Annotated in this window: 11 protein-coding genes; 2 read left to right on the forward strand and 9 right to left on the reverse strand. The window is 64.3% G+C overall.

The genetic code is table 11. The features are described from left to right. Positions 1 to 9 precede the first annotated feature (9 nt). Positions 10 to 3,942 carry an ATP-dependent RNA helicase HrpA gene (gene hrpA / locus V5B59_RS11155; RefSeq protein WP_169070003.1) on the reverse strand — a complete coding sequence of 1,311 codons (3,933 nt, stop codon included), beginning with the start codon at positions 3,940 to 3,942 and terminating at the stop codon, positions 10 to 12. Between the two features lie 180 nt (positions 3,943 to 4,122). On the opposite strand from hrpA, the gene V5B59_RS11160 reads away from it, so the two are divergent. Next, a complete protein-coding gene (locus tag V5B59_RS11160) occupies positions 4,123 to 4,443 on the forward strand; it encodes a sodium-independent anion transporter (protein ID WP_169070004.1) in 321 nt (106 codons plus the stop codon). Positions 4,444 to 4,628: 185 nt separating this feature from the next. Here V5B59_RS11160 and V5B59_RS11165 read toward each other — a convergent pair whose 3' ends face one another. From V5B59_RS11165 to V5B59_RS11180, 4 genes are all read right to left on the reverse strand, one after another. Further along, entirely contained in the window at positions 4,629 to 7,454 is a 2,826-nt protein-coding gene (locus V5B59_RS11165; RefSeq protein WP_169070005.1) for an SUMF1/EgtB/PvdO family nonheme iron enzyme, read from the reverse strand. 62 nt (positions 7,455 to 7,516) lie between these two features. Then, positions 7,517 to 8,197 (reverse strand): plasmid pRiA4b ORF-3 family protein, encoded by a 681-nt coding sequence (locus V5B59_RS11170; protein ID WP_332351869.1) that lies wholly within the window; start codon positions 8,195 to 8,197, stop codon positions 7,517 to 7,519. Beyond that, entirely contained in the window at positions 8,094 to 9,473 is a 1,380-nt protein-coding gene (locus V5B59_RS11175; protein WP_169070006.1) for a hypothetical protein, read from the reverse strand. The genes V5B59_RS11170 and V5B59_RS11175 overlap by 104 nt, the downstream gene beginning before the upstream one ends. Further along, entirely contained in the window at positions 9,395 to 9,922 is a 528-nt protein-coding gene (locus V5B59_RS11180; protein ID WP_034911629.1) for a hypothetical protein, read from the reverse strand. Before V5B59_RS11180 ends, V5B59_RS11175 begins: the two co-directional genes overlap by 79 nt. A 264-nt stretch (positions 9,923 to 10,186) precedes the next feature. Between V5B59_RS11180 and V5B59_RS11185 the strand changes: the two genes are divergently transcribed. Then, positions 10,187 to 13,390, forward strand: coding sequence for a PAS domain S-box protein (locus V5B59_RS11185; protein WP_332351870.1), 3,204 nt, complete (start codon positions 10,187 to 10,189; stop codon positions 13,388 to 13,390). A 45-nt stretch (positions 13,391 to 13,435) separates the two neighbouring features. On the opposite strand, the gene dnaE is transcribed toward V5B59_RS11185, so the two are convergent. The 4 genes from dnaE to V5B59_RS11205 all read right to left on the reverse strand — a co-directional run bounded on the left by dnaE (position 13,436) and on the right by V5B59_RS11205 (position 19,961). Further along, positions 13,436 to 16,906: a DNA polymerase III subunit alpha gene (dnaE, locus tag V5B59_RS11190; protein ID WP_169070008.1), complete on the reverse strand. Its 3,471-nt coding sequence runs from the start codon at positions 16,904 to 16,906 to the stop codon at positions 13,436 to 13,438. Between the two features lie 120 nt (positions 16,907 to 17,026). After that, positions 17,027 to 17,650, reverse strand: a complete 624-nt coding sequence (locus V5B59_RS11195) for a ParA family protein (RefSeq protein ID WP_034909855.1) — start codon at positions 17,648 to 17,650, stop codon at positions 17,027 to 17,029. Beyond that, entirely contained in the window at positions 17,647 to 18,987 is a 1,341-nt protein-coding gene (locus V5B59_RS11200; protein WP_169070009.1) for a TAXI family TRAP transporter solute-binding subunit, read from the reverse strand. Before V5B59_RS11200 ends, V5B59_RS11195 begins: the two co-directional genes overlap by 4 nt. Continuing rightward, positions 18,987 to 19,961 (reverse strand): quinone oxidoreductase family protein, encoded by a 975-nt coding sequence (locus tag V5B59_RS11205; RefSeq protein WP_169070010.1) that lies wholly within the window; start codon positions 19,959 to 19,961, stop codon positions 18,987 to 18,989. Before V5B59_RS11205 ends, V5B59_RS11200 begins: the two co-directional genes overlap by 1 nt. Positions 19,962 to 20,027: the final 66 nt, after the last annotated feature.

The following is a 20,027-nucleotide window of genomic DNA, read 5'->3' on the forward strand; positions in this document are numbered from 1 at the left end:
TTCAACGGTTCACAGGCCTTCCCACATCTTCTGCAAGCGCTTGCTCGATACCGGTACCGGCGTGCGCAGTTCCTGCGCGAATAACTGCACGCGCAATTCCTCGAGCAACCAGCGGAACTGTTCGAGCCGCACATCACTCACCCCCTGCCTGGCCAGCACACTGGCACGGCGCTCGTAATTTGTCCAGAGCGGTGCGAACTCGGCCAGCAGGCGTGCATCCCGAATTGCACCTGGAACACCGCCCGCCTTCAGTTTGTCGAGACGCAGGGCGATCGCCTGGAAGTAGCGCGGATACTGCTGCAGGCGTTCGAAAGGCGTCTCGGCAATGAAACGTTTGTGGATCAGGCGCGCCAATTGTCCTTCGATATCCTGCAGCGTACTGGCGAAGGCCTTGAATGCCGGCAGCTTTTTCTGCAGCGCCTGCCAGTCGCCGAGAATCTGCCCGAGCAGACGGCAGATCTCCTGCGCCAGCAACCCGAGCCGCGGCTTGGCTTCGAGGCAACGCGCGCGGAAAGTGGCCGCATCGTTCGGCCAGGGATCGAGCAGGCACGCACGTGCGAAGCTCAGATCGATCAACTGCCGCCGCAACTCATCGAGCGTACCGAGCGCCATGAACTGCAGTGCCATCTGGTTGAGCCCCGGCAGATTTTTCTCGAGATACTTCTGCTGTTCGCGAAACTGCAACATGAACAGTCGCAACAGCCCGGCTGCATGCGCCTGGCGCGCCTCTTCGGGAGAATCGAAGACGCACAGCGAGACACTGTCGCCATCGTCGACCAATCCAGGGTAGCCGAGCAGCCGTTGTCCGCCGCCCACCCCGATTTCCATCCGCTCGGGCAGTTCGCCAAAGGTCCAGTCGCTCATTCCCGAGTACTCGCCAGGCGTTTCGTGCAGCTCGGAGAACTCCTGCTTCGCTTCACGACCCCACTCGGCGCGCAGATCGCTGAGGCTACGGCTCATTCCGAGCTGGCGCCCGTTTTCGTCGAGCAGGCGGAAATTCAGGGAGAAATGCGCGGGCAAGGCGTCGGGGCGGAAGGCATCGGGCGTGATCTCCCAGCCGCGCGCGTTGAGTCCTCGCGACTGCAGGATGAAGGCGATCAAGGCCATTACCAGCGGCTTGTCCGAAGGCGACACCTGCGCGACGAACTCGGCCGCGAAGTCGGGCACCGGCACCAGTTTGGCACGCAAGCGCTGTGGCAGCGTCTTCACCAGCTGCACGACCTTTTCCTTGAGCAATCCCGGCACCAGCCACTCGCAGCGCGCGGCCGGAATCTGGTTCAGTTGCGCCAGCGGCACGCTCAGCGTCACCCCATCGCGCGCGCTGCCGGGGTCGAAGTGGTAAGCCAGCTCATAATCGACGCCGCCGAGCCGCAGTTGATGCGGAAAGGCCTCGCTGGTCACGCCGGCAGCCTCGTGCCGCATCAGGTCTTCGCGCTGCAGGTACAGAAGACGTGGCGTGGCGCGCTCGGCGTCGCGTCGCCACTTGTCGAAACTGGCACCGCTGTAGATGCCCGCGGGGACGATCCGATCGTAGAAGGCAAAGATCAGCTCGTCGTCGACCAGCACGTCGGGCCGGCGTGACTTGTGTTCGAGTGTCTCGATTTCGAGCATCAACTGCTGGTTGTGCTGATGGAAGGCCCAGCGCCGTTCGAACTCTTCACTGACCTCGCCGCCGACCAGCGCCTGGCGGATGAAGATCTCGCGCGCCTCCTGTGGATTCAACGGCCCGAAGTTCACTCGCCGGCGCGCATCGACGACGATGCCATACAGGGTGATCCGCTCGAAAGCAATCGCCTGCATCGCCTTCTTCTCCCAGTGTGGGTCGAAGCAGCTGCGCTTGAGCAGGTGTGCGCCGACCTGCTCAAGCCATGCGGGTTCGATGCGCGCGACGCAGCGCGCGAAGAGCCGCGTCGTTTCGCTGATCTCGGCGGCGACGATCCATTTGCCGGCCTTCTTCTGCAGCGTCGATCCCGGATGGATCAGGAACTTGATGCCGCGCGCGCCGAGGTAGTGTGCAGATTCTTCCGACTTGCATCCCAGGTTGCCGAGCAGGCCGGCGAGCAGCGCGCGATGGATTGCGTCGTAAGTCGCCGGCAACTGGTTTTCCTGCCATTGGTGCTCGGCTGCGACGGCGTGCAACTGGCTGTGCACTTCGCGCCACTCGCGCATGCGCAGGGCCGAGAGGAAATGGTCGTGACAGGCCTCGACGAGTTTGCGCTGCGACTTGCGGTGCTCGAATTCGGCCTGATACCAGTCCCAGAGCCTGAGCCAGGAAAGAAACTCCGACCTCTCGTCGGCGAATTTCCGGTGCGCGGCGTCGGCCGCCCCCTGTCGCTCCTGTGGCCGCTCGCGTGGATCCTGTACGGAAAGTGCGGCCGCAATCACCAGCACCTCGCGCAGGCAGCCTTCGTCGCGAGCAGCGACGATCATCCGCGCGAGCCGCGGGTCGAGCGGCATCTTCGCGAGTTCCTGGCCGGTCGCGGTCAGCGCATGCTCGGCATTCACCGCACCGAGTTCGAGCAGCAACTGGTAGCCATCGCTGATCGCCTTGCGCGGGGGCGCCTCGATGAACGGGAAATCCTCGATGTCGCCGAGGCGCAGCGCCTTCATGCGCAGGATCACCCCGGCCAGCGACGAGCGCATGATTTCCGGATCGGCAAATGCCGGCCGCAGCGCGAAGTCCTGCTCTTCGTAGAGACGGATGCACACCCCTGCCGCCACCCGGCCGCAGCGCCCGGCCCGCTGGTTGGCCGAAGCCTGCGCGATCTTTTCGATCTGCAGTTGCTCGACCTTGTTGCGATACGAGTAGCGCTTGACGCGCGCCAGACCCGAATCGACGACGTAGCGGATTCCCGGCACGGTCAGCGAGGTCTCGGCCACATTGGTCGCCAGCACGATCCGCCGACCGACGTGCGGCTTGAAGATCCGGCTCTGTTCCTCTGCCGAAAGGCGAGCAAACAGTGGCAGGATCTCGGTGTGTGGCGGGTGGTGCTTGCGCAGCGCCTCGGCCGCCTCGCGGATCTCGCGTTCACCCGGCAGAAACACCAGCACGTCGCCCGGCCCGACGCGATGCAACTCATCACAGGCGTCTGCGATCGCATCGTAGAGATCGCGTTCGTCGTCGGGAGCCGCTTCCTCCTTCTCCACCTGCAGCGGGCGATAGCGCACTTCGACCGGATACAGGCGGCCCGAGACCTCGATGACCGGCGCAGCGTCGAAATGCTGCGAAAAACGCTCGGCGTCGATCGTCGCCGAAGTGATGATCAGCTTCAGGTCGCGCCGCTTCGGCAAGAGCTGCTTGAGGTAGCCAAGCAGAAAGTCGATGTTCAGGCTGCGTTCATGCGCCTCGTCGATGATCAAGGTATCGTACTGTTCGAGCCAGGGGTCACCCTGCGTCTCGGCGAGCAGGATGCCGTCGGTCATCAGCTTGATGAAGGCGTCTGGAGAAGTACGGTCGCTGAAACGAATCTTGTAGCCGACGAGCGTGCCGAACTCGCTCTGCAACTCCTGTGCGATACGCGCGGCGGTGGCGCGCGCAGCGATTCGGCGTGGTTGCGTGTGACCGATCAGACCGGTCGTTCCGCGTCCAATGTCGAGACAGATCTTCGGGATCTGGGTGGTCTTGCCTGAACCCGTTTCGCCACAGACGATCACCACCTGATGCCTGACGATCAGCGCCGTGATCTCGTCGCGGCGCAGGTTGACGGGCAGATCATCGGCAAACTCCGGCCGGGGTAGCCGTGCGCGGCGGGCGACGACGGCCGCCTGCGAACGGTCGAGCAGGCGGTCGCTTTCGGCCTGCAGCGCATCGCGTTTCGTCCCGAAGAGGTGCCGGAGATCGCGCGCCAGCGAGCGCAGCCGGCGCTGATCGAGCGCCAGGCAATCGGCAAAGGGATTGGCTGGCTGGCGGGTGTGCGAGGAAGATGCGGTTTTTGGGGTCATCGGTCAGCGAAGCAGGCGTACAACCGAGTTGAAAAGGGTTCTCGATTCGTCGATTGACAGGGTCCAAGTCGACAACAGATACTGTCGAAGGACTGTCAAGACTACCACCTTCTTGGATTGCCAAGCGCGCAATGCCTCTCGCAAACCGATTTCTTCCCGCCTGGCTAAGGAACTAGGTTCATGCGCATCGATGAAAGCCTCTTCTTCGGCAACCTCGGCGCCGTCGAACTTCGCCTGACTCAGCAACTGGAAGCGTCCCCCGCAATCCGCGACCTGGTGCTGGTGATGAGCGCAGTCAACCGGATGGATGCCACGGCAGTAGCGGTCTTCAGCGAACTCAACCAGGCCCTCGCCGAACGAAACAAGCGCTTGCACCTTGCCGAGGTCAAGGGGCCGGTCCAGGACCGGCTGATGAAGTCGCCCCTTTGGGCATCGCTATCCGGAGAGGTCTTTCTGTCGGCCAATGAAGCTTTCGAGAAACTCGGCGGTCAGCCCCACTGACCATCAGTGGCGCAGGCAGGCAGCGAAGCGAGCGAGTATCCCTGGCCCGGTGGATGAATCGTGGGGATTGCGCCAGCACCTGCTGGCACCGTTGGTGCTGACGCCTGGCGACGTGCCGCGAAGCCGGGGTGATGCCACGACGGGGTCAAAAAATTTCGCGGGCGCCGCTACGCGGCGCCCAGTGATCAGCGCGGCAGCGTTTCAGTGGCCAGCGGCGCAGCGCGCAGCGGTTCGATGGGGGCACCACGACACACCCGGAAGCCGATGAGGTCGTAACGGTCGTCCGGAGCGAGGTCGACGCGGTTCGCCGCGCGACAGTACCTCGGGTTATTGCTCCAGGACCCGCCGCGCAGCACGCGGGACACGCCTTCGTCTGGTCCCGACGGATCCCTTGCCGGATCTGCAGAATACGGGGCGTAGCGGTCCTCGACCCACTCCCAGACATTGCCGGCGGTGTCGTGCAGTCCCCAGGGGTTCGGATGACGATCCCGCACCGGCGTCGTCCTGCGTCCCCGGCAGTTGGCCTTGTCCTGCGCGAAGTCCTTCCCCCACCAGTACGCCGTATCCGTCCCGGCGCGGGCGGCGTACTCCCACTCGGCCTCGGTCGGCAATCGGTAGGCCTGGCCCGTCTGCTGGCTCAGCCACTGCGTGTAAGCCCTGGCGTCGTGCCAACTGACGTTGATGACCGGGCGATCGGCACGTCCCCAGCCGCCATCCGACGGGTATTCGACCTCCTTTCCGTGGCGCTGCTGGTCCCACACGTAGTAGTCGTACTCGCGGAAGGTAAGCTCGTACCTGCCGAGAGCGAACGGCCGGGACAGCGTCACCTGATGCGCGACGTCGTCCTTGCCGCAGGTCGCGCCTTCGACGTCGTCGCGTCCCGCCAGACAGCCCATCGTGAAGCTTCCCGGCGGGATGTCCACCATCTCCGGCAGCAGCGGATGGCCGGCAAGCGACCTCAAGAACCAGAGCGGCTTCTGCACCGCGTAGTCGAATGGCAGGTTGTTGCGGCTGGCCCACCATACGCCTTCGCCCACGCTGCCGAACACCCCCAGCAGGACGACGAGCTTCATCGCTCCGGACCAGCGACTCCACAGCACGAAGCGGCGTTCTTCCGCACCGAGCAGGTCGATGCGCAGCCGCCGGTAGCGCCAGAGGTCGTACCAGCCGGCAAGGTTCCACCAGCGTCCGAGAGAACCGCTGCGGCCCCACTGCTCGGCCTGGAAACGAAGCTGCTGCCGAAGCATGTCGCGATCGCGGTTCTTCTCGATGTAGTCGTGGAGCGTCGGCCAGTAGCCGATCGCCTTACCGGTCTTCGGATCCTTGACGCGGGCGCGGATCAGCGTCTCGTGGATCAGGTCGACGTACTGCTGGTCCTGCTCGGTGCCGATCGTGATCAGCCGCAGCGAACCGGCGTGCGTTGGCGCGGCGACGTCGGCGCGGCGCTCGCCGGAGAGCAGTCGCAGCACGCGCTCGCCGGCCGCCGCCTTGCCGTCACCGGCAATCCTCGCCGCTTGGTCGCGCGGGATGCGCTGCCGCGTGTGGCGGCCCTCGTCGTTGATGCGGGTCAGCCACAGCAGCAGTTCGAGCGCCGATTGCCTGCCCTTGGCGACCTCGCCGTCGATGCGCGCCAGCAGCGCGTCGGCCTGCGCACTGAGCATGCCGGCGATGCCGTTCGACTCGCGGTAGCGCTCGCCGCTGAGGACATTTCCCTGGCGCTGCTGCCAGAGCGTGTAGAGCGCGTTCTCGACTAGCGGCAGCGAACCGATCTCGTCAAGCGCGTTTGCGAGGATCGCCGTGCTGACTTCGCTGACGTCGAGGCCGGCGAGCCGCGCCGGTTGCTCGATGACTTCGCGCAACCCGTGCTCGGAGATCGTCGGCAGGAAGTAGCGCTTGCAGAGGCTGTTGTAGATTTCCTGCAGGCGCGGCAATTGTTCGAAGCGATCGAGGAAATCGGCGCGCACGGTACTGATCAGGAACAGCGGACACTCGGGGTCCTGCAGCGCCCCGGCGAGCAGGGCGTCGAACTGCTTGCGCGCTGCCGGGTCGGCGAAGGTGAACAGTTCCTCGAACTGGTCGACGATCAGCAGGAATGCGGTCTGCTCTTCCCGTGCGTCGCGCAGGTCGAGCGCCAGTACGCGTGCGCGCTCGTCCTGTGCGAAGCGCTGCGCGCGGGCGCGGGTGTCGCGCCGCTCGCCGGCGGCGATCAGGGCGTGCTCGACGACCTCCGCCAGCTTCTCCAGCGGGTCCCTGCCCGGCATCATCGGCCCGAGGATTCGCCAGCGCTCGCAGCCGGTGCGCGCCCACAGCGCTCCCTGTTCGATCATCGGCAACAGGCCGGCATTGACCAGCGACGACTTGCCGGCGCCGCTGTTGCCCTCGATCTGCAGCCAGCGGCAGAAGCCGGCGCCGCCGGCGCGCAGCCTGTCGGGGTCGGCCGGCTGCTGCTCGCCGAGGCACGCGAGCGCCTCGAGGGTTTCCTTGCGGCGTCCGAAGAACAGCCGGGAATCCTTGCTGGTGAAGGCGTTGAGGCCGACGAAGGGGCAGCCTTCGATGGCCGGCGGCGAGTCGAGGCGGATGGCGCGCGCCCGGATGGCGTCGAGCAGTGTGGCCGGCAGCGCCTCGGCCGCCCGCCAGCGGGTGGCCTGGAAGAGGACGAGAAACGGCGGCAGCGTCTCCGGCCTGGCGTCTTCGAGGAAGATCGGGAACAGCGGCAGGCGCTCGGCGTCCTTCGCCGGCGCCAGGTGGCGGATCAGGGCCACCTGCACCTCGGCGCCGACCCAGCGGCGCACGCCTTCCCTGCCGATGAGAACGACGAACGCAGAGCAGCCGTGCAGGGCCTCCTGCAGGCGCTCCAGCCACCTGTCGCCGGTGCGCAGCGAATCGTCATCCTTGAAGACACTCAGCCCGGCCTGTTCGAGCGCCGTGCGCAAGGCGATCGCCACCGTCTGGTCAGCGCGGCTGTAGCTGAGAAAGACGCGTTCCGTCGTCTGCTGGTCGGCTGGCGGCATCGCTCACCCCTCCTGATCGGCAAGGAACGGCTGCTGCCGGCCGGTGCCGGCCAGGGTCCTTTTCATCTCGCCACCACCTGACTGACGCGCTGGGCGTGTGTCGGCAAATCGAACCGGTTCGGGTCAAAATCGTCGCCCAGCCACTCGATCATCTCCTCGTGATCCTCGTGCTCCGGATCCTTCAGGACGTCGAGAAGATTCGCGTAGCCATAGACCCCACCGCAGTCCTCCGGTGGACAAGCGCCTTCGCCGGCGACCAGCACGGCGCGCGGCGCCGCCGGGTCGGGCGGCAGGCGCGTCTCGATGGCGATGGTGTGCCACCAGTCGTCACCGAAGTCGTACCAGTAGCGAAACTTGCGCTGTCGCGCCAGCAACTCGCCGAGCGTCGTGGTGTCTTCGGGAAGCGCCGGCTGCCCACCGAACATGTTGTCGTCGAGGCTGGGCATGCCCACCACCCGGCCGGCCGCCCGGAACTCGTGCAGGTGGTCGTCGTCCCAGCCCATGGCCTCCTGGATCACGCGGTGAAACTCCCAGAAGGTCAGATCCTTGTCGACCTCGACGCGGCGCCAGATAGCCGGTTCCCAGGAGTCGAGGCTGATCTTGAGGCGCAGGCGGCCACCGGCGTTCTTCGCTGTGTGCTCATGGTTGCAGTACCTTGGTCGATTCCTCGCCGAACTGGCTGACCACGCGCACCGCCACGCGCCTGCCGGCCCGGAAAGGAATGGGATGGGAAACGAAGCCATACAGGCGGTCGAAGGCTTCAGCGTCGATTTCGATCCTGACCCAGGTGCCGGTGTCGGCGACGACCAGATTGACGTGGCTTTTTTTGGTTGGCCAGGTATTGCGGCTGGTGTGGCCGAAGACGTGCCGCGTGCTGCCCTGCGGGTTGTAGTGGTTGAGAATCGGCAGCACGCGCTCGCGTTCGGCGGCGTGCGCAACGATGCCGCGGTTGATGCTCTCGACGACCGGCTGCGGGTCTTCGTAGATCACCAGGCGCTTGTAGATCGGGTTGTCTTCGCCGACGACTTTGAGCTTTTCCTCGTACCAGCGCTCGACGATCTGCCTGACCTGCTGGAAGAGACGCAGGTCGGCCCGCTGCGCTTCGTCGCCGTGGATGCGCCGCAGGTAGTCGCGGGTCAGCTTGTAAATGACGGTCTGGTCGCGCAGTTCGTCGAGCTTGAGGCGCATCGTCTGGCGGTCTGCCGAGACGGCGGTGCCGAGCGTGGTTTCGACCGGCAGGCGGGTGGTGTCGAGGCAATAATCGGGCGTGCCGGTGAAGTCGGCGGCAAGGTGGTCGCTGTCGGTCTGCAGGCGGTAGCCGGTTGGGGAAGCGGATTTCGAGGCTGTCGCGCTCACGCAGCGCGCGCAGCGTGGCGTATTCGGGCGGCTCGGTGTGGCTGCTCTGGCCGGCCTTGAACAGCTTGAAGGGGATGCCGATGATGTGCGCGTACTCGGGCGGGAACTTGCCGGTCTTCGGGTCGATAAAGTAGTAGCGGCGGCGCAGCGCCCGGCCGGCAAGTTGGGCGCGGCTTCGCCGACGGAGGTTTCCTGCACCTCGCGACGCTGCGTACGCTGCCCCTTGCGCGGGAGTTCTGCCTTGCAGTTTTCGTAGAGGTTTTTCAGGACCGGCTCGTCGATCGCCTGGCTGCTGTCGTCGATCGGCAGGAAAGGAATCTTGATCAGCCCGGCTTCGATCGCTTCGATCAGGCCGAAGTCGCTGACCACCCAGGGAAACAGCGAGTACGCCGGAAACCCCGAGCCGGAAAGGTAGTAGGGAGTTGCCGACAGATCGTAGACCACACGCACCTGAAAGCGCCGGGTGCAGGCGCGCAGGCCGGAGAACCAGACGGCGGCGCGTTCGTTTTCGGTTTCCGAATTGTCGAGTTCGGTATCCCTGCCCTTGGCGCGCGGCAGGTAGCAATGGTGCGCTTCGTCATTGATCACCAGCAGCCGGCGCCCGGCCTTGAAGCTGCCGAGAACGCGGCGCAGCACCTGGTTTTCGTCCTCTCGGCTTTCCACTTTCCTGCCATCTTCGCCGCGCTCTGAAGATGTGTACCGGTGTTCGATTTTTCCGCGACTTCGTTGAGCCAGATCGCGGCCTCGACGGCTTCCTGCTGCGCGAAGAACAGCTTCTGGTGCGCGGCCCGCTCGGGGTTGGCAAACCAGTAGTCGAGCAGATCGCGCGTGACGCGGCTGGTAACGCCCCGGTAGCCGGAGTCACGCCAGGTGCGCAGTTCGTCCCGAAGCCGGTTGATCAGGTGTTCGCCGTACTCGGCCTGGAAGTCGTTCAGGTCGAACATGCTGCCCTGGTTCTGCTGGCCGATCGGCACCTGCGGCACATCCGGCGTGAAGAGGCGGCGGCCCGGGCGAATGTCCCGGTAGTTCAGGTTGCCCTGGGCGTCGGTGGCATAGTGCCGGGCCGGCTCGTCATAGGGGGAATTCAGGATGGGATTGTCCGCAGAGAGCATGGCGAGCGACGTAACCGGCTGGTAGGTGGGGCATTCTAGCAAACCCCTTCCGGTCGGCGACATCGGCGATGGTCAGCGTACTGGCATGAGGCCCCATCCAGGTGCATACTGCTGGAATGAACCAACGTCTGCGCTTTCTTCTCTGTCGAGAAGAACCGTTGATGACCGCGCAACACCGTGCCACCTTCCTGATCGTCGACGATTCACGCGAAGACCTCGATGGTCCGAAAGGGTCGATTCTGGAACCTCCTGGAAACCGCAGCGATGAATCCCTCAAGAGCCGGGCCGACCCAGGCGACGACCGGACCATCTCCAACCCGCGGCGCCCTGCGTCTCGTCCTCATCTACGCGATCTTTGCCGGACTCTGGATCGTGCTCTCCGACAAGGCGGTGGCTTGGCTTTTCCAGGATCCGAACCGGATCCTTCTCGCCAGCACGCTGAAGGGCTGGCTCTTCGTCGCCGTGACGTCGATGCTGCTCTATGGCCTGGTGCGCGGCCTCCTCCAGCAAGCGCTGGACTGGTCGCGGCGCGAGCAGGAAGCGCGTGAGGAGGGCCTCCGCAGCCAGCAATTCCTCGCCTCGATCGTCGAGGCGTCGACCGACGCCATCTTCGCCAAGGATCTCGAAGGTCGTTACCTGGCCTTCAGCCAGGGAGCGGCCCGACTGATCGACAGGAAAGCCGAGGAGATTCCGGGCTGCGACGACACGGCGCTCTTTCCGCCAGAACAGGCCGCGATGCTCCGTGCCAACGACCGCCGGGCAATTGACGAAAACCGGATCAATACGTATGAGGAAACGCTTTCCACCGCCGATGGGGCACGCACCTTCCTGGCCACCAAGGGGCCGCTGCGCGATGGCGATGGAAAGGTCATCGGACTGTTCGGTATCTCCCGCGATATCACGGAGCGCAAGCAGGCCGAGAACAAGCTGCGCGAACAGGAACGGCTACTGGCAGATTCGCAGGCCATCGCGCATGTCGGTAGCTGGATGGTGGACATCGCGTCCGGCCAGGTGATCTGGAGCGAAGAATCCTTCCGGCTGTATGGTCTGCCGCCGCGGCCAGGTGAATCGCTGAGCTTCGATCGTTTCGTCGACCTGCTGCATCCCGACGACCGGCCGCGCATGCACGACTGGTCTGCCGCCTGCCTGGCAGGACAGCGCATGTCCAGTCTGGAATTTCGCACACGCCCGATCGACGGGGTGAGCCGCTGGCTGCTCGGCCACGGCGCCCTCGAAAGGAATGCCGACGGCAAGCCCTGGCGCATGATCGGAACGGTGCAGGACATCACCGAGAAGAAGTTAATGAGCGACGAACTCGCTCGCCATCGCCATCACCTCGAACAACTGGTCGCCGAACGGACCGCCGAACTGGCGGAAGCAAATCTCGCACTGACGCAGCGTGCCGAGGAAATCACCGACCTCTACGATCGCGCACCCTGCGGCTATCACTCGTTGGCCGCCGACGGGACGATCATCGCGGTCAACCAGACTGAACTCGACTTGCTCGGCTACTCCCGGGAAGAGTTCGTCGGCCACAAGGTCGGCGAGTTCATGACCGCCGAAAGCCGCGCGCTGTTCAATCAGCGCTTTGCCGTCTTCAGCCGCAGCGGCCGCGTACGTGATCTGGCTTTTGACTGGCTGCGCAAGGACGGCAGTATCCTGCCGGTGCTGATCAGCGCCGACCTGGTGCGCAATGCCGCGGGAGAGTTCCTCTTCAGCCGGTCGACGATGGTCGACAACAGCGAGCGCAGCCGGCGCGAGCGTGAGATCGCCGAGATGCAGGCGGAACTCGCGCGCCGGGCCGAGGCGGCCGAGGCCGCGAACCGGGCCAAGAGCGCGTTCCTGGCCAACATGAGTCACGAGATCCGCACGCCGATGAACGCCATCATCGGCCTGACGCACCTCCTGCGGCGTACCGGAGCGACGGCGGCACAGGCCGAGCGACTCGACAAGATCGACGGCGCCGCGCAGCACCTCCTCGCCATCATCAGCGATGTCCTCGACCTGTCCAAGATCGAAGCCGGCCGATTGCAGGTGGAGAGCACGGATTTCCATCTCTCGGCGATTCTCGACAGCGTCGCTTCGATCATCGGCGAATCGGCACGCCGCAAGGGCCTGCGGATCGACCTCGAACGTGATGCCGTGCCGCTGTGGTTGCGCGGCGACCCGACGCGGCTGCGCCAGGCACTGCTCAATTACGCGGGCAACGCGGTCAAGTTCACCGACCACGGTTGGATTGCCCTGCGCGCCAGGCTGCTCGAAGAGCAGGATGACAAATTGCTGGTGCGCTTCGAGGTCGAGGACACCGGTATCGGTATTACCGACGATCAGAGCGCGCGACTGTTTCAGGCCTTCGAACAGGCCGACACCTCGACGACGCGCAAGTACGGTGGCACCGGCCTCGGACTCGCCATCACCGCGCGCCTGGCACACCTGATGGGTGGCGAAATCGGCGTCAAAAGCACGCCCGGCGTCGGCAGCACCTTCTGGCTGACCGCCCGCCTGCTGCGCGGTCGTGGCATCGTGCCCGTCAGTCCGACCCTGGAGATTGCCGATGCCGAGGTCAGGCTACGCCAGCGTTGCGCGAGGAAACGCATCCTGCTGGTGGAAGACAATGCCATCAACCGCGAGGTGGCAGAGGAACTGTTGCGTGCCGTCGACCTGGCGGTAGACGCGGCGGCCGATGGTGAGCAGGCGCTGGCGATGGTACAGGGCACCGACTACGATCTGATCCTGATGGATATGCAGATGCCGAACATGGACGGTCTGGAGGCTACCCGTGCCATCCGCACCCTGCCCGGCTGGCAAACCAGACCGATCGTGGCGATGACCGCCAACGCCTTCGACGAGGTCCGCCGTGCCTGCGAGCAGGCGGGCATGAACGACTTTGTCGGCAAACCGATGACTCCCGGCCTGCTCTATGCGGCCTTGTTGAAGTGGCTGCCTGACGCGATGGCTCATGAGTCGCTCGCGACTTTCATAGTGACGGACAGCGGAATGGCGCCAGCATCGGCGGTGACGCTACCGGCAACGCCAGCGTCACCAGAAGCGGCTGAAGCCGCCATGGCACGCCTGACCGCTTTGCCCGGCATGGACACGGAGGAAATTCTCGTCGCCCTGCGTGGCAACACCGGAAAGTATCTGGCCCTGATCGGCAAATTTCTCGCCTCGCACGCCGATGACATGTCGCTGCTGGCGGCGAGCCTGGCCGAGGGGGATCACGTCAGCGCGATACGCGTGGCGCACACCTTGAAGGGCAGCGGCGCCCTCATGGGAGCCAGGCGGCTGGCGGAACTGGCGGCGCGCCTGGAGCAGATGCTGCGCGCCAACGACGACCTGCGGGCTCCCGACGCTCCGCTGCGTGCCGCAATGGATGCCGTCGGCGGCGAAGTCGCAGCGCTGGCCAGGGCGCTCACCCCAGGGCCGGCATCGATTGCCGCACTCACCGGCCCGCTCACACCGGAGTGACGAGCGGGATCGCGAGCGGACCGCCGGCGCTACGCGACCATCCCTTCACGCGTAGTCCACGCTGACATTGTCGCTCCCCAACCATTCGCGTATCGCTGTCAGCAGGTCGTCTTCGAGGCGAACCCGGTTGGCGTCGCCGAAAGCCAGTTCGCAGGTCGCGTTCCCGTTTCGATACGCCAGCCGCACCGGGCAATCGCCGGGAGTGTAAGGCGCCAGCAGGGTTTGCAGGCGGTGTACGGCGGTGCGCGCGTTGCTGCCGCTGGCCTGGCCGTTGAGCGACAGGCGCAGATGACGGGCAAAACGGCCGCGCGCTTCGGCGAGCGTCAACAGACGTTCGGCAACGATTTTGACGCGGCCTTCGCCGGCGAAATCATCGCGCTGGACGCGGCCTTCGATGATCAGCACCTCGTCTTCCCTGATCTTGGCACGTTCGGCTTCGAGCAGTTCGTTGAACACCGAGACTTCGAGTGCGCTGGTGCCGTCGTCGAGCTGGATGAAGGCCATCTTGCCACGTGCCGTGAATTTGCTGCGGACGCCGACCACCAGGCCGGCGAGCCACTGCGTTTCCTTCCTCGCTTCGAGCGCGGCCAGCGGCTTGCGCACGAAGTGCGACACCTCGGCCTGAACGCCATGAAAGGGATGGCCGGAGAAGTAGAAACCAAGCGCCAGCTTCTCTTCGTTGAGCTGCTGTCGCTCACTCCAGCGTGGCACTTCGACATACCTCGGGCCCAGTTCGTCCCTCTGCTCGCCGGCATCGAAGAGGTCGAACAGGCTGACCTGCATGGCGTTGCGCTCGGCCTGTTCGGCGGCTTCCATGGCGATGCCGACCGAAGCCAGCAGACGCGCGCGATGCCTGTCGAGCGAATCGAAACCGCCGGCACGAATCAGGGCTTCGATGGTGCGACGGTTGACCAGGCGTTTGTCGGCGCGTCGACAGAAATCGAACAGATCCTTGAACGGACCGCCGGCCTCGCGCGCCCTCAGGATCGCGTTCACCGCCTGTTCGCCGGTTCCCTTGACGGCGCCGAGACCGTAACGAATCGTGCTGCGGTCCACCGGCGTGAAGCGGTATTCGGAGGCATTCACATCCGGCCCGAGGATGCGCAGGCCATTGGCGATGGCGTCGTCATGAACGATCTTCACCGTGTCGGTGACGTCCATGTCCGACGACAGCGTGGCCGCCATGAAGGCGGCGCAATGGTGTGCCTTCAGCCAGGCGGTGTGGTAGGTGACGACGGCGTAGGCGGCAGTGTGCGACTTGTTGAAGCCGTACTCGGCGAATTTCTCCATCAGGTCGAAAAGCTGCATCGCCAGCTTTTCGTCGTAACCCTTCTTCCTCGCCCCTTCGCGCATCAGGTCGCGGTGCAGGGCCATCTCTTCGGCCTTCTTCTTGCCCATCGCACGCCGCAACAGATCGGCGGCGCCGAGCGTATAGCCGCCGATGATCTGCGCGATCTGCATCACCTGTTCCTGATAGACGATGACCCCATAGGTCGGTTCGAGGCAGACCTTCAGATCGTCGATGTAATAGTCGATCTTCTGCTGGCCCTTCTTGCGCAGGATGAAGTCGTCGACCATTCCGGAACCGAGCGGTCCCGGCCGGTACAGCGCGAGCACCGCGATGATGTCCTCGAAGCGATCGGGAGCGAGCTTCCGGACCAGTTTCTTCATGCCCTCCGATTCAACCTGGAAAATCGCGGTGGTATTGCCGTCCTTGAGAATCTGATAGGCGAGCGGATCGTCGAAGGAAAGCGCAGTCAGATCGGGACGCTGGCCACTGAGTTTCTCGACGTAGTCGAGCGCCAGCTTGATGATCGTCAGGTTGCGCAGACCCAGAAAGTCGAACTTCACCAGCCCGACCTTCTCGACATCGTCCTTGTCGTACTGGGAAACCACCGAACCGCCGCCGTCGGCCGAATAGACCGGGCAGAAGTCGGTGAGTTTGCCGGGCGCAATCAGCACGCCGCCGGCGTGCATGCCGACATTGCGCGTCAGATCTTCGAGGCGTGCGGCCAGATCGAAGAGATTGCGGACCTCTTCCTCGTCGTCGATCCTGGCCTTCAATTGCGGCTCGGCGACGATCGCCTTGGCCAGCGACAGCGGCTTGTTGGTCTCGACCGGGATGAGTTTGGAAAGCTGGTCACAGAAGTTGTACGGCAGATCGAGGACGCGGCCGACGTCACGAATCACCGCTTTCGACGACATGGTGCCGAAAGTGACGATCTGCGAGACCGCTGCTGCCCCGTACTTCTGGCGCACGTACTCGATCACCCGCCAGCGGTTGTCCTGACAGAAGTCGATGTCGAAGTCGGGCATCGACACCCGTTCGGGGTTGAGAAAACGTTCGAAGAGCAGCGCGTAGCGCAAGGGATCGAGGTCGGTAATCCCCAAAGCGTAGGCGACGACCGAACCCGCACCCGATCCGCGGCCCGGCCCCACCGGACAGCCGTTGTGCTTGGCCCAGTTGATGAAATCGGCAACGATCAGGAAGTAGCCGGGGAATCCCATCTGTACGATGGTGTCGGTCTCGAGCTGCAGGCGAGCGTCGTAGGCCGGGCGCTCTGCGAGACGTTCGACCGGGTCAGGAAAAAGCTGCTGCAGGCGCAGCTCAAGGCCGGCAACTGCCTCCTGGCGGAGATAATCGTCGAGCGTCACCCCGTCCGGGGTCGGAAAAGCCGGCAGGTAGCTCTTGCCGAGAATGATCTGCAGATTGCAGCGCTTGGCGATCTCCACCGAGTTCTCGAGCGCTTCGGGAAGATCCGCAAACAACTCGACCATTTCGTCGGGCGACTTGAAATACTGCTCCTCGGTATACAGGCTTGGGCGGCGCGGATCACCGAGCATATAACCCTCGGCAATGCACACCCTTGCCTCGTGCGCCTTGAAGTCTTCGCGTTCGAGAAACTGGATCGGATGCGTGGCAACCAGCGGCAGTTCAAGATCGGCCGCCAGATCGGCGGTGACGGCGACCAGCGACTCCTGCTGCGCCTGGCCATAGCGCTGCACTTCGAGGTAGAAGGCAGCAGGGAACAGTTGCTCCCAGCGGCGCGCGCGCTTCGCAGCCTGTTCGTGGTTGCCCTGTAAAAGGGCTTCGCCGACGTCGCCGGCAGCGGCACCCGAGAGAGCGATCAACCCATCGACACCGATTTCCTGCAGCATCCGGCGCGTGATTTCGGCCCGCCCACGCACCCGCGGCGCCAGGTAGGCGCGCGACAACAGCTCGCAGAGCTGCAGATAGCCCTGCCGCGAGCGACAGAGCAGCAGCAGACGATAGGGGCGGTCGGGGTCGCTGTCGTTGGCAATCCAGACATCGCTGCCGAGCAGCGGCTTGATCCCCTGACTGCGCGCCGAGGTATAGAACTTGACCAGACCGAAGAGGTTCGCGAGGTCCGTCAGCGCCAGTGCCGGCATGCCGTAGCGGGCAGCACGGGCAACCGCATCGGCAAGACGGACGATGCCGTCGGTGATCGAATACTCGCTGTGCAGGCGGAGGTGGATGAACGGGGCTTCAGGCATCCGGCCATTTTACCCCGAGGCGAAACGACAAACGCGATGATCGCTATGCTGCCGGCAGTCGTTGCGCTGTCGCACTGCTGAATTGCTGGCCTGACCCGGATCGATCAGGCAATCGGTGTGCTAACTGTTCACCCAGTCGATGATCGCCTGCCATTGCTCCAGATCCTTCGCTGCACGGGATGCCGAAAGGTCGAACATGGTCATCCCGTGCATCGTTGTCTGCACGTAGAGCTGCGTACTGCGCAGATGGGTGAGGACCGGCAGGTCGTACTTCGCGAGAAAGCGCTCCAGCTCGGCGGCAGAGCGGGTACGCGGATCGACGCGCATGCCGACCACGGCAACGAAAGCCTGTTCGTTGCGGATCGCTTTCTCGGCCAGCAGCGTCTCCAGGAAATGGCCTGTCGCAAGAATGTCGAACAGCGAGGGCTGCAGCGGAACGATGACCCGATTGACCTGTTTGACGACGGTGTCGAGCGCTTTGCCGTGCAAACCAGCGGGCGTGTCGAGAATCACATGCGTGGTGCCCTTCGGTGGTTTGGCGGTTTTTCCGGGCTCGATCTCCCAACTCCGAATCTGTGGCAGGATCGATGGCCGCAAACGCAGCCATTCCCGCGACGACTGCTGACGATCGACGTCACCGAGCATCACACGCTGGCCACTGCGTGCGAGATGACCGGCCAGATTGATGGCCAGCGTCGACTTGCCCGACCCGCCCTTGGGATTCGCAATCAGGAAGGATTTCATTGTTTATTGTCCTTGTCATGGTTGGTGGCAAGCCGGCGAAGCTCATCACGCACCAGATTGATGTGCTCGCGCAAAGTGTAAAGCAGATCGCTGAAGGCCAGTGGAATATTCAGCGCACTAGCCCCTTCGTCGATACGATCGAGATGGCCCACGTACTGCTGGTGGCAAGCCGGGTCATAGTGATGACGCAGATCGTTTTCTAGGAACTTCAGATCACCGTAGTAGCGAAAGATTTTCGAGCGCACACGCCAGCTATAGATCGCCGGCGCGAATTTCAACAGCGGTAGCGACAACATCAACAATGGCAGGATCATCACGAACAGGCGCTCGACCAGCACCGCCAGCCAGAAAGGCAGATACACCTGCAGAAACGGAGGCCCCGACTTGTAGTAGTGCTCGGCATCTTTCGATAGCGGAAAGCTGTGGTCCTTGTAGGCCGGGAATTCGCCGGCACGCTGGAAAAAGCCTCCCTTGCCGTTGACCTCGCTCATCGCCTGCAGCAGCAGACTCGCCAACGCCGGATGCAGGTCGTCACGAACGATGATATTGGCCGTCGTCGCCAGCAGCAGGGTATCGCGTGGCGGTACATCGCGCACCAGATCGACGACCCCACGCGGCAGCACGATCTTCGAGAGGAACGGAAAACGGCGCAGATAGGCTTCGGCCTGGCTCAGGCTGACCACCCGCAGGCCCGGCGAACGCAGCATCACCTGCACGACCGGCGCTTCCTGGGCGGCAACGATGAAGGCAGCATCAATCTGCCCCTGCTGCAGGGCTTCGGCGGCGGTCAGGCCGGCAATCGGCAAAAGGTTGGGGCTGTTGGCCGGGATCTCGTTGGCCTCCAGCAAGCTCAGCGCGAGCCCGCGAATACCGCTGCCCTCCTCACCAACGGCGATCCGCTGACCCGCCAATTGGTGCAGTTTGTCGACACGTCGTTCTCCGCGATAGAACACCCACACCGGTTCGTAGGAAACGCTGCCCAGTGAACGCAGCGGACCTTCTTCTTCGTCCTCGCCAACGGCTGGTGACACAATGCCGCCCTGCACGAAGGCGATGTCGGCCTCACCCTTTTCGATACGTTCGAGGTTCTGGTGCGAACCCGCAGAGGTCCGGATGTCGAGCGTGACGCCTTTGGCAGCCAGCAGGACGGCGTAGCGCTGGGCATAGGCATAGTAGGCACCGGTGTCGCTGCCGGTGGTGATGGTGATGCGTCGGGGCGGCTCGGGCGCGACGAACTGGTAGGCGACGGCCAGACCGATCGCCGTGATCAGGACGATCGGCCAGGCCGTCGCCAGCAAATAGCGCAGGGCAATCAGCCGGGCGCGCAAATGCTGCATCAGGGCAGCAGGATGGTCGATCCGCTATGTTTGCGCGCTTCGAGGTCACGATGTGCCTGTGCCACTTCTGCCAGGGGGTAAGTCTGGTGGACCTCGATTTTCACCTGCCCGCTACCGACCACGTCGAACAGTTGGGCGCCGAGCGCGAGCAGATCCTCGCGCTTGGCCGTGTAATGCATCAGTGTCGGCCGGGTCAGAAACAGCGAACCCTTCTGCGACAGCAACAGTGGGTCGAAGGGCGGCACCGGACCGGAGGCATTGCCGAAGCTGACCAGCATCCCACAGGTGCGCAGGCTGTCGAGCGAACCGGCAAAGGTATCCTTGCCGACCCCGTCATAGACCACGGCCACGCCCTCGCCGACGGTGATTTCACGGACCCGGCGGGCAAAGTCCTCGCGTGTATAGTCGATGACGTGATCGCAGCCATGCGCGGCGGCCAGCGCCGCCTTGGCCGCGGTCGACACCGTACCGATCACCGTTGCACCGAGCGCCTTGGCCCACTGGCAAGCGATCAGACCGACACCGCCGGCAGCCGCATGAATCAGCACGCTGTCACCGGCCTGGACGCGATAGGTGCGGCGCAGCAGATAGGCGCTGGTCAGACCCTGCAACATCATCGCCGCCGCGGTGCGAAAATCGATCGCATCCGGCAACTTCAGCAGACGGTCGGCGGGCAGGCAGCGGACCTGGCTATAGGCGCCGACCGGACCCCCGGCGTAAGCGACGCGATCGCCGGGGCGCAGCTCGCTGACGCCGGCGCCGACCGCTTCGACGACGCCCGCAGCTTCCAGGCCGAGACCGTTCGGCAACTGCAGCGGGTAAAGACCGCTGCGATGATAGATGTCGATGTAGTTGAGGCCGACGGCCTGATGGCGTACGCGCGCCTCTCCAGGCGCCGGTTCGGCGACTTCAAGCTCTTCCCAACACATCACATCGGGGCCACCGGTGCGGTGCATACGAATGGCAAATGGCATGGCGATCTCCTCATTTGACGTAACGCGACAGTCTAGTGTGGCGCCCGCTTCTTAGGCAAGTGCAAA

The sequence above is a fragment of the Candidatus Accumulibacter contiguus genome, assembly GCF_036625285.1.
Taxonomy (GTDB): domain Bacteria; phylum Pseudomonadota; class Gammaproteobacteria; order Burkholderiales; family Rhodocyclaceae; genus Accumulibacter; species Accumulibacter contiguus.

What these genes read in the sequence shown, in the direction of transcription:
- hrpA (WP_169070003.1), bottom strand. Translation starts at nt 3,942, where the DNA reads ATGACCCCAAAAACCGCATCTTCCTCGCACACCCGCCAGCCAGCCAAT.
- V5B59_RS11160 (WP_169070004.1), top strand. Translation starts at nt 4,123, where the DNA reads ATGCGCATCGATGAAAGCCTCTTCTTCGGCAACCTCGGCGCCGTCGAA.
- V5B59_RS11165 (WP_169070005.1), bottom strand. Translation starts at nt 7,454, where the DNA reads ATGCCGCCAGCCGACCAGCAGACGACGGAACGCGTCTTTCTCAGCTAC.
- V5B59_RS11170 (WP_332351869.1), bottom strand. Translation starts at nt 8,197, where the DNA reads ATGGCTTCGTTTCCCATCCCATTCCTTTCCGGGCCGGCAGGCGCGTGG.
- V5B59_RS11180 (WP_034911629.1), bottom strand. Translation starts at nt 9,922, where the DNA reads ATGCTCTCTGCGGACAATCCCATCCTGAATTCCCCCTATGACGAGCCG.
- V5B59_RS11185 (WP_332351870.1), top strand. Translation starts at nt 10,187, where the DNA reads ATGAATCCCTCAAGAGCCGGGCCGACCCAGGCGACGACCGGACCATCT.
- dnaE (WP_169070008.1), bottom strand. Translation starts at nt 16,906, where the DNA reads ATGCCTGAAGCCCCGTTCATCCACCTCCGCCTGCACAGCGAGTATTCG.
- V5B59_RS11195 (WP_034909855.1), bottom strand. Translation starts at nt 17,650, where the DNA reads ATGAAATCCTTCCTGATTGCGAATCCCAAGGGCGGGTCGGGCAAGTCG.
- V5B59_RS11200 (WP_169070009.1), bottom strand. Translation starts at nt 18,987, where the DNA reads ATGCAGCATTTGCGCGCCCGGCTGATTGCCCTGCGCTATTTGCTGGCG.
- V5B59_RS11205 (WP_169070010.1), bottom strand. Translation starts at nt 19,961, where the DNA reads ATGCCATTTGCCATTCGTATGCACCGCACCGGTGGCCCCGATGTGATG.